The following is a 13,642-nucleotide window of genomic DNA, read 5'->3' on the forward strand; positions in this document are numbered from 1 at the left end:
GCGCAGATCCGCCGACCTTACCGGGCAGTACTGGAAGCCGTCAGCCCTCGGAGGACGCGGACTGCTCCACAGCAGCGGAACCCGCCGGGCGAGCGGGCCGTGCCTTCAGCTCCAGCCGTCGGCGCCGCCACAGCACCAGCGGGACGGCGCCCGCGAGGCCGAGTGCGCCGGGCGCGGCGCTCAGCGCGCGGGACTGCACACCCTGCTGGTCGAAGGTCTCGGGCACCGGCAGCGTGCCCCAGCGGTTGATCGGCCACGCCTTGACGATCGCCCGGCCCACCACCTGCTTCTCCGGAACGAAACCGTCACCGGGCTGGTTCTGGTGGTAGCGGGAGTCGAGGGAGTCCTGGCGGTGGTCGCCCATCACCCACAGCTTGCCCTTGGGCACCTTGACCGGGCCGAACGGCTTGTCGTCGCAAGGAGTGTTGCCGGGGTAGATGTACGACGACTCGTTCAAAGCGGTGCCGTTGACGTGGATCTTCCCGCCCTTCTTGCACTCCACGGTGTCCCCGCCGACCGCGATGACCCGCTTGATCAGGTCCTTCTCATTGGCCGACGGCATCAGCCCGATGAAGCTGAGCGCCGTCTGGACGAAGTTCTCCTCCACGTGGGCCTCGGGGAGCCAGCCGCCCGGATCGTGGAAGACGACGACCTCGCCGCGCTCGGGGGTGGACCCGAACCACGGCGTCAGCTTGTCGACCAGGACCCGGTCGCCGCGCTCGAGCGTCGGCTGCATCGAGTCGGAGGGAATGGAGAACGCCTGGACCAGGAAGGTCTTGATGATCAGGGCGAGGATGAGCGCGATGCCGATGAGCATCGGCAGTTCCTTCCAGAACGCGCGCTGCTTCTTCACCGGCTTCTTCTCACCCCGATCGTCGGCTCCGGTGTCCGGGTCGGACGCCTCGTGTCCGGGCTTCGCGTCGGAGCCCCACGGGCCGTCCCCGTCGGCGCCGGAGCTCGCTGCCGTCCCGTCAGTATCGGCGGTCACACTGTCACTCTCTCTTTCCACGGCCGGTGGTCCTGCGTCGTCCGTCCTGCCATCCGTACCGTCCGTACCAGGACGTCCGTCCTCCGGGTACTCGGAACCGGAGCGCTTGCCGACCGCCAAGTCCCCCACGTCCACTCCTCACGCTGCGCATTCGCCTGTTCCGCCACCGGGACAGGCCCACCATTCCCATAACGAGCGGAAGTTCCGCGGAGAACGGGAGTTGCGCCACTCGATTGTCCCGGTTCACGTAGCCGGCGGCTGCCACGCCACCGGGTTCGGGCACCGAAGCGTAGGTTTCCGGCTCCTCGAGCCGCCTCCAGTGGTCGAACGGCCAAGCGATGACAATCGCTCTGCCAACGATTCGGTCCTCCCCGATCGTTCCTCGATCGGGTTCCTTCAAGTGGTAACGGGAGTCGGCGGAGTTGGCCCGGTGGTCACCCATCACAAAGACGCGTCCCACGGGAACGGTCACCTTGAACTTCATCCGGGAGGGTTTGTTGCCCGGATGGATGTACGGCTCGTTCAGCGGTTCGCCGTTCACCGTGATACGGCCCTGCTTGTCGCAGCAGCGTACGGTGTCCCCGCCGACGCCGACGACCCGCTTGATCAGATCCTGCTCGTCGTCCGAGGGCAGCAGTCCGATGAACGTCAGGAATTCCTTGCCCTGCTTGATCCCCGCCGGTGGGTCCTGGGGGTCCTCCTTCTCGTCCTCCAGCCAACCGCCGGGGTCCTGGAAGACGACCACGTCGCCGCGCTGCGGCTTGGAGCCGAACCATGGGGTGAGCTTGTCCACCAGCACCCGGTCCCCGATCCGGATGGTCTGCTCCATGGATCCGGAGGGGATCACGAACGCCTGGACGAGGAAGGTCTTGAGCACCCACGCGATCAGCAGCGCGACACCGACGAGTAGCGGGATCTCCTTGGTCGCGGAGAGCCTGCGGCGGCGTTTGATGCGCTTGGCGGCCCGCCTGCGGTCGGCCCGGCCCTGTCCGGGGCGGCGCAGCGGCGATTCCTCGGCGCCCGCGCCCCCGGCTTCGCTCTCCGCTCCGTCGGCCGCTGCTGCGGCGGGGTCGGGAGGCGAGGGCGGCGCCTCGGTCTCGGGAAGGTCGTACGGCCCGGAGGAGTAGTGGGGCTGGTGGGCGGCACCGGACGGGTGGGGCGGCGGGTAGCTGTTCGGGGCGGAGTAGTCGTACGGCTCCGTGTACGGGTACGACGTGTCGCTCGGCTCCGGGTACGGGTACGGCTGGTCGCTCGGCCCCGCGTACGGGTAGGGCTGGCCGTACGGGTCCGCGCCAGGAACGCCGGGCCCCTGGTGGCCGGGTGACGAGTGCCCGTATCCGGAGTGACCCGGTCCGGAGTGCCCCCGAGCAGCCCCGTGCCCGACCTCCCCGGCAGGGCGCTCGGGGTCAGCCATGGCCGCCGCCCGCTCCCGCCGACACCGAGCCGATGCGGGCAGGTGGCCAGCCGATCCAGTCGGCGCGCCCGATCACCCGTTCCACGGGGACGGTGCCGCCACCGGGTTCACCGAGGTGGTCGCGGGAGTCGCTGGACCGGGAGCGGTGGTCGCCCATCACCCACAGGCGTCCCTCGGGGACCCGTACATCGAAGGGCACGGCGGAGGGGGCGTTGCCGGAGTGCAGGTAGTCCTCGTCCACGGGCCGGCCGTTCACCTCGATCCTTCCCCGCTTGTCGCAGCAGCGCACGCGGTCGCCGCCGACCCCGATCACGCGCTTCACATAGTCGGTCTCGGAGGGCTGCGCCAGACCGGTCGCGGCACCGGCCTCGCGCAGCGCCGTGACCACCGGGTTGGCGTCGGGGTCGGCCTCTCCCGCGAAGGAGTTGGTGCCGTCGAAGACCACGACGTCCCCGCGCCGCGGACCGTCGCCGAAGCGGTAGGCCAGCTTGTTGACCAGCACCCGGTCCCCGACACGCAGGGTCGGATCCATCGAGGAGCTCGGGATCAGAAAAGGTTGCACGATGAAGGCGCTCGTCAGCAAGAGCGCCACCAGTACGGACCCCGCCGACAGGCCCAGACGCACGGAGCGCGACCTGCCCTTCTTTCCCTGGTCGGGAACGGAAGAACGGTCGCGCTCCGGTTTGTCGTGCTGTTCCTCGGTCTCCATCGAGCGGAAGCCTAACCGGCCCGCCGGGCGCCGAGGACGCGAGCTCAGCTCTCGCGCTTCTCCTTGATCTTGGCGGCCTTGCCGCGCAGCTCACGCAGGTAGTACAGCTTGGCGCGGCGGACGTCACCGCGGGTCACGACCTCGATCTTCTCGACGATCGGGGTGTGCACCGGGAAGGTGCGCTCGACGCCGACGCTGAAGCTGACCTTGCGGACCGTGAAGGTCTCGCGCACACCGGAGCCCTGGCGGCGGATGCAGACGCCCTTGAACTGCTGGACGCGGGAGCGGTTGCCCTCGATGACGCGGACGTGCACGTTGACCGTGTCGCCCGGGCGGAAGGCCGGTACGTCCTTGCGCAGGGAGGCGGAGTCGACGCTGTCGAGAAGGTGGGACATGTCCGTCTGCTTTCTTCGCTGATGCCACAGGTCATCAACGGAATCGTGGTGTGATCCGAGGAGCCGCCACTCTCGGCGGGCGTCGGTCCCCCTGTGGCAGGGTCGCGCGCCTGAGGTGAGGCAGCGGCCCATTCTTCCACGGGCCGGCCGCCCGGCCCAAATCGGCCACCCGTTCTTCACGGGGAGCTACTTTCCGGGACCGTCCTGGCCACGGTCCTGGTGCCGGTCCTGATCAAGGCCCCGCTCCGACTCTGGCTCCGGCTCCGGCGGCTGCTCCGGACCCGCCGCCTCCTCGGGACCCGGGTGCCAGCGGCCGTCCGTGCCCTGCTGCCAGCCCAGCGCCTCCAGGGTCGCCCTGTCGTGTTTGTCGAGGGCTTCCGGGGCGCAGCGTTCGATCAGGTCGGGCCGGTTGGCGACCGTGCGTGCGAACGCCTGATCGCGGCGCCACCTGGCGATCCTGCCGTGGTGACCGCTCAGCAGCACTTCCGGGATGCCACGGCCGCGCCACTCGGGCGGCTTGGTGTAGACGGGCCCCTCCAGCAGGTTCGCCATGGTGCCGGGGGCGAACGAGTCGTCCTGGTGGGAGGCGGCGTTGCCGAGCACTCCGGGCAGCAGCCGGGCGATGGCCTCGACCATGACGAGGACGGGTGCTTCGCCGCCGGCGAGTACGTAGTCGCCGATGGAGACCTCGCGCACGTCCAGCCGGTCGGCGTACTCGTCGACGACGCGGCGGTCGATGCCCTCGTAGCGGGCCGGGGTGAACACCAGCCACGGCTTGTCCGCCAGCTCGACGGCCAGTTCCTGGGTGAAGGGGCGGCCACTGGGGGTGGGGACGACGAGCACGGGCGGCTCCTGGTCCGGCTCTTTCGTGGCCAGGACCGTATCCAGTGCCTCGCCCCAGGGTTCGGGCTTCATGACCATGCCGGGGCCGCCGCCGTAGGGGGTGTCGTCGACGGTGTGGTGCCGGTCGTACGTCCAGCTGCGCAGGTCGTGGATGCGGACATCCAGTACGCCGCGCGCGCGGGCCTTGCCGACCAGCGAGACGTTGAGCGGCTCCAGATACTCGGGAAAGATCGTGACGACGTCGAGTCTCACCGGGAGCTCTCCTGGCCGCCGTCCCGACCGCGCTCCCGCCCGTGCTCCGCTCCGGCCCCCTCGGCCTCCTCGATCTCCTCGGACTCCTCGGACTCCTCGCCGAGCAGACCGGGCGGCGGGTCGACGACGGCCCGCTGGGCCTCCAGGTCGATCTCGGGGACGATCTCGCCGACGAACGGGATCAGGACCTCGCCGCCGTCCTCACGCCGTACGACCAGCAGGTCCTGCGCGGGCAGGTGCGCGACGCTCTCGATCCGGCCGACGACCGCGCCGTCCACCGTGACGACCTCCAGGTCCTCCAGCTGGTGGTCGTAGAACTCCTCGGGGTCCTCGGGGCTCTCGTCCGGGTCGACCTCGGCGATGAGCAGGGTGTTGCGCAGGGCCTCGGCGGCGGTGCGGTCGCTCACCCCCTCGAAGCGCAGCAGCAGCCGTCCGCTGTGCACCCGCCCGGCGGCGATGGTGAGCGGCCCGACGGTGGGCGGGTCGGTGGCCAGCACGGCGCCGGGGGCGAGCCGCAGTTCGGGCTCGTCGGTCCTGACCTCGACCGTGACGTCGCCCTTGATGCCGTGGGCGCGACCGATCCGCGCGACGACTAGCTGCACTGTGCTTCTCCGTGCTCGGTTCCGTGCTCGGTGGGTTCGTGTGGCCCGCGGACCGGGGTGCGGGCGCGACAACGGGCCGGGGACGGCTTGGCTGCCGTCCCCGGCCCGTGCCGGTGCTGCATGCTGCGCTTCAGCGGACCTGGTCCACATCGACGAGGTCGACGCGGATACCCCGGCCGCCGAGCGCTCCCACGACGGTGCGCAGAGCACGCGCGGTGCGGCCGTTACGGCCGATCACCTTGCCGAGGTCGTCGGGGTGCACCCGGACCTCCAGCACACGCCCGCGACGGAGGTTGCGGGACGCGATCTGCACTTCGTCGGGGTGGTCGACGATGCCCTTCACAAGGTGCTCGAGGGCCTCCTCGAGCATCCTCAGGCCTCGGTCGACTCGGTGGTGGCCGAAGCGTCGGCAGACTCGCCGGCGTCTGCCTTCTTGTCGGCCTTGTCAGCCTTGTCGGCCTTCTTCGCCTTGGGGGTGATGGCCTCACCCTTCGGCTCGTCGGCGGACTCCTTGGCGGCGGCCTCGAAGAGAACGCGCTTGTCGGCCTTCGGCTCGGCGACCTTCATCGGCTCCGGCGCGGGCAGGCCCTTGAACTTCTGCCAGTCACCGGTGACCTTGAGGATGGCCTCGACCGGCTCGGTCGGCTGGGCGCCGACGCTGAGCCAGTACTGCACCCGCTCCGAGTCGACCTCGATGCGCGAGGGGTTCTGCACCGGGTGGTACAGGCCGATCTCCTCGATGGCCCGGCCGTCGCGGCGGGTACGGGAGTCGGCGACGATGATGCGGTAGTGAGGCGAACGGATCTTGCCCAGACGCTTCAGCTTGATCTTGACTGCCACTGGTGTGGTGTCTCCTGGTCTTGACGTGGGTGGACACGACGGGATGCCACGTGGGGTTGTAGCGCCGGGTGTCCGAATGGACGCGTCAGCCGGAGGAGAGAGGGGTCCTGTGCGGCTGCCGAGTTCAGCCGACCATGATGCCACACCGCACGGGTCCCACAGAAACCGCCCCCGGCCCACCCACCTGCCGCAGGCCTGACCGCACGCGTCCGCCCGCACGCGCCCCGGGCCCGCCGCACGGCACGGCTCCCGGGCGCGCGAACGCGAGGGGGTGTCAGCCGACGGCCATCGGCTCGGCTGCCGTCGCCGGTGCCGCTGTCGGCTCGACGGGGATGCGGAACTGCTTTCCGCAGGCTCCGCACATGATCGGGGCCTGGGCCAGCACGGACGGGACGACGCGGACGTTGCGCCCGCAGTCGCAGACGGCCTTGACGCGGACACCGCCCCCGGAGGAGCCGTGCCGGGCTGCGGGCCCGCGGAAGCTGCGGCCGGTATCCGTCTCGGTGGCCGCGCTGTACGCCTTCAGCGCCCGCTGGAGGCGCTCGATAGTGGGGCGATAACGCCGTCGGGTCTCGGGCGTGAGCACCACGAGGGAGAAGCCGCTGCTGGGATGCGGCTCCTCGGGGTGATCAAGGCCGAGCTCCTCGGCGATCGCCAGGAATCGGCGGTTGTGGTAACGGCCGGCCCGTGAGGTGTCCCGGATGCCGCGGGCCGCGGCGATGCCGTGGACTGCCTCGTGGAGCAGCCGTTCGAACGAGAGCCCGGTGCCGCAGGCGGACGAGGACTCTCCGATGAGTGATTCGGGCGCGGCCAGATCCGGCAGCTCGGGGTGGTGCCGTTGAATGTCGGCCCAGGCGGCTGCCAGCTCGGCGGCGAGAACTGGTGGTGTCGTGCTCACGTCGTTCCCAACGAGCGGAGGTGCCTCGGTGTTCCGATTACGGGGCATCGCAAATATTTTGCACGTACCAGTCAGTTCTCGGTGATGCACGAGGAGATGGGTGCGGGTACGCAGATCTGCGCCCAAGTCGCGCAGCCACCCCAAGCCGGGACGTATCACCGAGCGGAACGCGACATCCGGCCGGGCCTCGACCGATCTCCTGTGATGGTACGGACGTTTGTCGCGTACTGCTGGATCGGGCGACGGAAGTAGACGTTCTGAGCATCCGTCTGCTGGGGCGGCTGTCCGGCGCGCGGCAGTTGAGGGGCGCACACAGGGGGCGCGGAAGACAACCCGGCGCACCCCCTGGACTCCCGGAAGGATACGCAGTTCCCTGGCATACGGGGCACGAGCACCACTCGGGGGACCAAACGGCTGGACGGATCTTCGGATTGGGGCGTTGCGATGACACCCACGCTCGTACACCACCAGCACCGGACCCGCCTCCCGGCCGCCGGAAGCGCGGCCAGGATGCGGGACTGGGCGGAGATCCAGGAACGGATGCTGGTTCCGCTCTACGAAGCGGTGTACGAACGGATGGAGACCGGGCCGGGGACACGCGTGCTCGGTCTCGGCTGCGGCACGGGGCTCGCGCTGCTGCTGGCGGCCGACCGGGGCGCGGACGTACACGGCGCGGACGCGGACGCGGCCCGCCTCGAACTCGCCGGGCAGCGTCTGCCCGGCGCCGACGGGACGCCCGACCAGGCGCCCCGGCTCACCCACGGCACCGCCCTGGAAGCGATCGAGGAGATCGAGGCGGCGGAGGCGGTCGACACGTCGGGCACCGGGCTGCGGCCGACACTGGTGACGGCTTTCGGCGCACTGCCGCAGCCGGACGAGCTCGTACGGCTGCGGGCGGCACTCGGCCGCGGCGTCCCCGTCGTGGTGGCCGGCTGGGGCCCGGCGGAGCGGTGCGCCGCCGCGCCCGCGCTGCGGGTGGCGAACCGGCTGGCCGGGCCGGCCGAGGCCGGGCCCGACTGGTGCGGCCGGGACGACCTGGAAGAGCTGGCGGTGCGCGGCGGGCTGCGGCTGGAAGGGTCCGGCCGGGTGGCCTGCCCGTTCGGATACGCGGACATGGAGAGCGCGGTGCGCGGACTGCTGTCGACCGGGCTGTACGACAGTGCGGTCCGCGCGGCCGACGAGGAGCAGGTGCTCAAGGAGCTGGTGGAGGCGCTCCATCCGCACCTGCGCGCGGACGGCACCGTGTGGATGCCGAACCTGTTCCGCTACGTCGTCGCCCGTACCTGACGACTGCCCCGGCCTTGCCGGCAGTGGGGCGGGCAGGGGCCGGCAGGGGCGGGCCGTCAGCCCAGGCCCGGCCACTCCTCGGCGGTGAGCGCGAAGCGCTCGTGGTCGCGCCAGGCGTCGTTGATGAAGAGCATCCGGGGCGAGAACCCCTCGTGCCGGAAACCGAGCCGCTTGGCCATGGCCAGGGAGCGCTCGTTCTCCGGCTGGACGTTGATCTCCAGCCGGTGCAGGCCCAGTCCGTCGGGTCCCGGCTGGAAGCAGCGGTCGACGACCAGCCGCAGCCCCTCGGTCATCCGCCCTGTTCCGGCATAGGGGACGTAACTGTCGTAGCCCAGCGAGCCGTTGCGGAAGCGGGCCCGGACGATGTTGGCCACGTTCACCCGGCCGACGAGCCCCTCGTCCTCGCGGTCGAGGATGAGGAAGGTACGCAACGCGGGCCCCTGGCGGCGCAGCAGATCGGGGAAGCCGTCCGGCTCGACCGGGTTCCACGGGCGAAGGTGGTCTGCCGAGCGGACGACGGCCTCACTGTAGAGCTGCTCGTCGGCAGGCCGCGGGGGGCGGATGTATACGCGCATGGACGACATCATCCGCCTTTGCCGCGGCACGCTCACTTCGGGGGCAGGATGTCCTTGAACTCCTGGGGGAGCTCGAAGTCGCCCGGGTCCTGACCGGCACCCGGGACACCGAAGGCGCCGCCCTCGCCGGCCTGGGCCCGGCGGGCCGCCGCGGCCTGCTCCTCCTGCTTGCGCTTCATCGGGTTGCCCGACTGGCGCTTGCCCTTGGCCTTCTTCTGCTTGCCCTTCTTCTTACCCCCGCCCCCACCGGGCATCCCCGGCATGCCGGGCATCCCAGGCATACCGCCGCCCTGGGCCATCTTGGACATCATCTTGCGGGCGTCGAAGAACCGCTCCACCAGATTCTTGACGGCGCTGACATCCACCCCGGAGCCGCGGGCGATACGGGCCCGCCGCGAGCCGTTGATGATCGTCGGCTCGGCGCGCTCCGCGGGGGTCATCGACTTGATGATGGCGGCGGTGCGGTCGACCTCGCGCTCGTCCAGGTTGTTGATCTGGTCCTTCATCTGCCCCATGCCGGGCATCATGCCGAGCAGCTTGGAGAGCGAGCCCATCTTGCGGACCTGCTCCATCTGGGCCAGGAAGTCGTCGAGCGTGAACTCCTTGGGTCCCTTCGCCAGCTTGGCGGCCATCTTCTCGGCCTCTTGCTGGCTGAAGGTCTGCTCCGCCTTCTCGATCAGCGTGAGCATGTCGCCCATCCCGAGGATGCGCGAGGCCATCCGGTCGGGGTGGAAGGCGTCGAAGTCGTCCAGCTTCTCGCCGTTGGAGGCGAACATGATCTGCTTGCCGGTGACCTGCGCGACCGAGAGGGCCGCACCGCCGCGCGCGTCGCCGTCGAGCTTGGAGAGTACGACGCCGTCGAAGCCGACGCCCTCCTGGAAGGCCTCCGCCGTGGTGACCGCGTCCTGACCGATCATGGCGTCGACGACGAAGAGGACCTCGTCCGGGCTGACCGCGTCACGGATGTCGGCGGCCTGCTGCATCAGTTCCTGGTCGATGCCCAGGCGGCCGGCGGTGTCGACGATGACCACGTCGTGCTGCTTGTCGCGCGCGTGGGTGATCGAGTCCTTGGCGACCTTGACCGGGTCCCCGACCCCGTTGCCCGGCTCCGGCGCGAAGACGGCCACGCCCGCGCGCTCGGCGACGACCGACAGCTGGTTGACCGCGTTCGGGCGCTGGAGGTCGGCCGCGACCAGCATCGGCGTGTGCCCCTGCTGCTGCAGCCAGCGGCCCAGCTTGCCCGCCAGGGTGGTCTTACCCGCGCCCTGGAGACCGGCGAGCATGATGACGGTCGGCGGGTTCTTGGCGAACCGCAGGCGCCGCGTCTCGCCACCGAGGATGCCGATCAGTTCCTCGTTGACGATCTTGATGACCTGCTGGGCCGGATTCAGCGCCTGGGAGACCTCGGCTCCCAGCGCGCGTTCCTTGACCTGCTTGATGAAGGCGCGCACCACGGGGAGCGCGACGTCCGCCTCGAGCAGGGCGATACGGATCTCGCGCGCGGTGGCGTCGATGTCCGCCTCGCTGAGGCGCCCTTTGCCCCGGAGGTTCTTGAACGTCGCACTCAGGCGGTCGGAAAGGGTATCGAACACAGCGCTCGTCGGTCCTCGGGTCGGTGGCGGAGTCAATCTCTGCCAAGGGTAGCCGCCTCCCGGGCGGGGCCATCCCGCCTGTCCGGATCGGGGACGGCTCCGGGCCCGGATCGAAGTCGGCCCGTCCGTTCGGAGCGGACCGTACCGGTTCAGCGCAGCGCGGTCTCGACCTGCTGTGCGAGCCGCGCCGCCGCCACGTCGGAGAGGGGCACCCCGGCGGCGTCCGTCACGTAGAAGGCGTCGACGGCGTTCGCGCCCAGAGTGCTCACATGGGCGCTGCGGACGCGGACGCCGGCCTCCTCCAGGGCCTGGCCGATGCGGTGCAGCAGTCCCGGCGCATCCTGGGCCCGTACCTCGATGACGGTGGCCGCGGCGGAGTCGCCCGGCGCGACGGTGGCGCGTGGCGGGGGCGGCTGGATCGCCGTGCGGCGCGGACGGTAGGCGGCCTCCCGCTCGGCGAGCCGCAAGGCGAGGCCCAGCGAGCCGTCCAGGGCGCGCACCAGGTCTTCCCGCAGCCTCGCCGCCTGTGGGAGGGAGCCGTACTGAGCGGCAACCCGCCAGGTGAGCAGCAGGACGCGAGGGGTCTCGGCAGTCGCGGATCCACCTTCCACCGCTGCCGCGAAATCTCCCGCCACTGTCGTGCCGTGGGATGCCACTGCTGTGACGTCCGACGCCGCTGTCGAGCCGCCCTCCGTCAGTGCTGCGGGAAGTTCCGCCAGTCGCAGATCCGCGGCCCGGACAGTCAGCTTGTGCAAGGCCAGCACTCCGGCGACCGCGGGGAGCACCCCGGACTGCTCGGGCAGCGCCACGGAAAGCTCCACACCGACGGGCTCCGGCCCGCCGTCGGCACCGCCGTCGCCCGGCACCGCGGCGGCGCCCTCTCCCCCGGTGTGGCCGGTCTTGTGGGTGCGCAGCGCCAGTACGGGGCCACCGGTGCGCCACGCCTCCATCGCCAGTCGTTCGCCCTCCGCCGTCAGCTCCCGGTCGGCTGTCCGATCGGCCACCGGTTCACCGGCCAGCACGGCGGCCACCCGGGAGACGAGGTCGGACACGAGCGTCGCCCGCCAGGAGGACCAGGCGGCCGGTCCGGTGGCCAGGGCGTCGGCCTCCGTCAGCGCGTGCAGCAGTTCCAGCGTGCCGGGCGAGCCCACCGCTTCGGCGACGGAGCGGATGGTGGCCGGGTCGTCCAGGTTCCGCCGCGTCGCCGTCTCGACGAGCAGCAGGTGGTGGCGTACGAGAGTGGCCAGCGTCCGGGTGTCGGCGGCGTCGAAGCCGATACGGGCCGCCAGGTCACCGGCGATGGTCTCGCCGGTGACGGAGTGGTCGCCGGGCCAGCCCTTGCCGATGTCGTGCAGCAGCGCACCGGTCAGCAGCAGGTCCGGACGGTGGACACGCCGGGTGAGCGCTGCGGCCCGCACGGCGGTCTCCACCAGGTGCCGGTCGACGGTGTAGCGGTGCACGGGGTTGCGCTGGGGCCGGCAGCGCACCCGCTCCCAGTCGGGCAGCAGCCGGGTGATCAGGCCCGCGGCGTCCATCGCCTCCCACACCGGGACCGTCGCCTCGCCCGCGCCGAGCAGGGTGACGAACTCCTCACGGGCCTCGGCGGGCCAGGGCACGGGCAGCGGAGGGGCGCTACGGGCCAGCTTGCGTACGGCGGGCAGCGCCAGTGGGACTCCGGCCTGGGCGGCGGCGGCAGCGGCGCGCAGCGGCAGCACGGGGTCGCGGTCCGGGCGGGCGTGCAGGGCGAGGGCCGCCTCGCCCTCGTGTTCGACGACGCCCTCCGCCAGGGGCGTGCGCTCCCGCACGGGGGCTCCGGGGCGTCCGCCGGTGCGCCTGCCGCCGCCCAGCAGTCCGCGCAGCCGGGTGCCGCGCGGGGTGCCGCCGCGCGCCCGCAGTACCCGCTCCACCTCGCGCCAGGTCACGTCGCTCGCGTAACCGACGGCGCCGGCGGCCTCGTAGACGCGGCGCAGCAGGGTGTCGGAGTCCAGCAGGCCGAGCGCCGTCGCGACCTGGTCCTGGTCCTGGAGTGCGAGTCGGTCGGTGGCGCGGCCGGTTGTCAGATGCAGCGCGTCGCGGACGTCGAGGAGGGTGTCGCGCGCCTCCCGCAGTCCCTCGCGCGGGGCGTCGGCGAGCCAGGAGGCGGCCACGGCTCGCAGTGCGGTCAGGTCCCGCAGACCGCCGCGGGCCTCCTTCAGGTCGGGCTCCAGCAGGAAGCGCAACTCGCCGTGCCGCCGGGCCCGTTCACCGGCGTACTCGCGCAGTTCGGGGAGCCGGGAGCGGGCCTGGGCGCGCCATCGGGCGAGGGCGGCGGTGCGCAGTTGGGCCGTGAGGTCCTGGTCGCCGGCCACATGGCGGGCGTCCAGCAGGCCGAGCTGCACCTTGAGATCGTCCTCGGCGGCGGCGCGCGCCTCGCCCAGGGTGCGTACGGAGTGGTCGAGGGCGAGCCCGAGGTCCCACACCGGGTACCAGAGATGGTCGGCGAGGGCGGCGAGAGCCGCGGTGTCGGTGGTGCCGTCGTGCAGCAGGAGCAGGTCGAGGTCGCTGCGCGGGGAGAGCTCGCCGTGGCCGTAGCCGCCGACGGCCACCAGGGCGGTCCCGGTGGGCGCCTTGGCGGTGAACAGACCGGCGAGCCACCGGTCGGTGAGCCCGGCGAGTGCGCGGCGGCGGTCCGGTCCGGACAGCGCGGTGTCCTGCAGCAGCCGCACCCGGGCCGCCGCGTACCCCTCGGCCGTCCGGCCCGGGCCCTCGCCCGGGCCGCCCCCCGCGGGTACCGGGTCACCCGTATCCGGCCCGCTCCCGGCGGGCCCGGGGGCACCGTCCCCCGCCGGCGCCCCCGGGCCGTGCGTTCCGTGTGCCGTCGCCGCCGTCCGTGCCGCCGCCGCGTCCCTCACAGCGCGTCCGGCCCTCGCTCGCCCGTCCGTACCCGGACGGCGGTCTCGACCGGGACCATCCACGCCTTTCCGTCGCCGATCTTGCCGGTGCGTGCGGCCTTGACGACGATCTCCAGGAGCTGTTCGGCGTCCTCGTCCTCGGCCAGCACCTCGATGCGCACCTTGGGGACGAGGTCGACGGTGTACTCGGCACCCCGGTAGACCTCGGTGTGGCCGCGCTGCCGCCCGTAGCCGCTGGCCTCGGTGACGGTGAGGCCCTGGACCCCGAAGGCCCGCAGCGCCTCCTTCACCTCGTCGAGCTGGTACGGCTTGATCACCGCGGTGATGAGCTTCATCGGAAGTCCTCCGTGGATGCC

The 13,642-nt window shown here is 71.7% G+C and carries 14 protein-coding genes; 1 reads left to right on the forward strand and 13 read right to left on the reverse strand.

The window, feature by feature from the left end; all coding sequences use genetic code 11:
- Positions 1-40: 40 nt before the first annotated feature.
- The 9 genes from lepB (JW613_RS26765) to JW613_RS26805 form a co-directional block, all read right to left on the reverse strand.
- On the reverse strand, positions 41-1,108 hold the full coding sequence (lepB, locus tag JW613_RS26765) for a signal peptidase I (protein ID WP_209213512.1): 1,068 nt from the start codon (positions 1,106-1,108) through the stop codon (positions 41-43).
- Complete coding sequence (lepB, locus tag JW613_RS26770; RefSeq protein WP_209213511.1) at positions 993-1,991, reverse strand: signal peptidase I; 999 nt, start codon at positions 1,989-1,991, stop codon at positions 993-995. The genes lepB (JW613_RS26765) and lepB (JW613_RS26770) overlap by 116 nt, the downstream gene beginning before the upstream one ends.
- A gap of 403 nt (positions 1,992-2,394) precedes the next feature.
- Positions 2,395-3,111 (reverse strand): signal peptidase I, encoded by a 717-nt coding sequence (gene lepB, locus JW613_RS26775; RefSeq protein WP_209213467.1) that lies wholly within the window; start codon positions 3,109-3,111, stop codon positions 2,395-2,397.
- Between the two features lie 44 nt (positions 3,112-3,155).
- Positions 3,156-3,506 carry a 50S ribosomal protein L19 gene (rplS, locus tag JW613_RS26780; RefSeq protein WP_209213468.1) on the reverse strand — a complete coding sequence of 117 codons (351 nt, stop codon included), beginning with the start codon at positions 3,504-3,506 and terminating at the stop codon, positions 3,156-3,158.
- A 186-nt stretch (positions 3,507-3,692) separates the two neighbouring features.
- Complete coding sequence (gene trmD, locus JW613_RS26785) at positions 3,693-4,601, reverse strand: tRNA (guanosine(37)-N1)-methyltransferase TrmD (RefSeq protein WP_307866047.1); 909 nt, start codon at positions 4,599-4,601, stop codon at positions 3,693-3,695.
- Positions 4,598-5,203, reverse strand: a complete 606-nt coding sequence (gene rimM / locus JW613_RS26790; RefSeq protein WP_209213469.1) for a ribosome maturation factor RimM — start codon at positions 5,201-5,203, stop codon at positions 4,598-4,600. Before rimM ends, trmD begins: the two co-directional genes overlap by 4 nt.
- Positions 5,204-5,333: 130 nt before the next feature.
- Positions 5,334-5,573, reverse strand: a complete 240-nt coding sequence (locus tag JW613_RS26795) for an RNA-binding protein (RefSeq protein ID WP_099884612.1) — start codon at positions 5,571-5,573, stop codon at positions 5,334-5,336.
- A gap of 2 nt (positions 5,574-5,575) precedes the next feature.
- Entirely contained in the window at positions 5,576-6,043 is a 468-nt protein-coding gene (gene rpsP, locus JW613_RS26800) for a 30S ribosomal protein S16 (RefSeq protein WP_209213470.1), read from the reverse strand.
- 274 nt (positions 6,044-6,317) lie between these two features.
- Positions 6,318-6,989, reverse strand: a complete 672-nt coding sequence (locus tag JW613_RS26805) for a hypothetical protein (protein ID WP_209213471.1) — start codon at positions 6,987-6,989, stop codon at positions 6,318-6,320.
- Positions 6,990-7,385: 396 nt separating this feature from the next.
- On the opposite strand from JW613_RS26805, the gene JW613_RS26810 reads away from it, so the two are divergent.
- The gene (locus JW613_RS26810) at positions 7,386-8,228 is read left to right on the forward strand and encodes a class I SAM-dependent methyltransferase (protein ID WP_209213472.1); all 843 of its coding nucleotides are present in this window, start codon (positions 7,386-7,388) and stop codon (positions 8,226-8,228) included.
- A 56-nt stretch (positions 8,229-8,284) separates the two neighbouring features.
- Here the strand turns inward: JW613_RS26810 and JW613_RS26815 are convergent, their stop codons facing one another.
- From JW613_RS26815 to JW613_RS26830, 4 genes are all read right to left on the reverse strand, one after another.
- A complete protein-coding gene (locus JW613_RS26815; protein ID WP_245226327.1) occupies positions 8,285-8,803 on the reverse strand; it encodes a GNAT family N-acetyltransferase in 519 nt (172 codons plus the stop codon).
- Between the two features lie 32 nt (positions 8,804-8,835).
- A complete protein-coding gene (ffh, locus tag JW613_RS26820) occupies positions 8,836-10,395 on the reverse strand; it encodes a signal recognition particle protein (protein WP_099884603.1) in 1,560 nt (519 codons plus the stop codon).
- Positions 10,396-10,544: 149 nt separating this feature from the next.
- A complete protein-coding gene (locus tag JW613_RS26825; RefSeq protein ID WP_209213473.1) occupies positions 10,545-13,286 on the reverse strand; it encodes a [protein-PII] uridylyltransferase in 2,742 nt (913 codons plus the stop codon).
- Positions 13,283-13,621: a P-II family nitrogen regulator gene (locus tag JW613_RS26830; RefSeq protein ID WP_209213474.1), complete on the reverse strand. Its 339-nt coding sequence runs from the start codon at positions 13,619-13,621 to the stop codon at positions 13,283-13,285. The genes JW613_RS26825 and JW613_RS26830 overlap by 4 nt, the downstream gene beginning before the upstream one ends.
- Positions 13,622-13,642: the final 21 nt, after the last annotated feature.

It is taken from the genome of Streptomyces smyrnaeus (genome assembly GCF_017676345.1).
Lineage (GTDB): Bacteria > Actinomycetota > Actinomycetes > Streptomycetales > Streptomycetaceae > Streptomyces > Streptomyces smyrnaeus.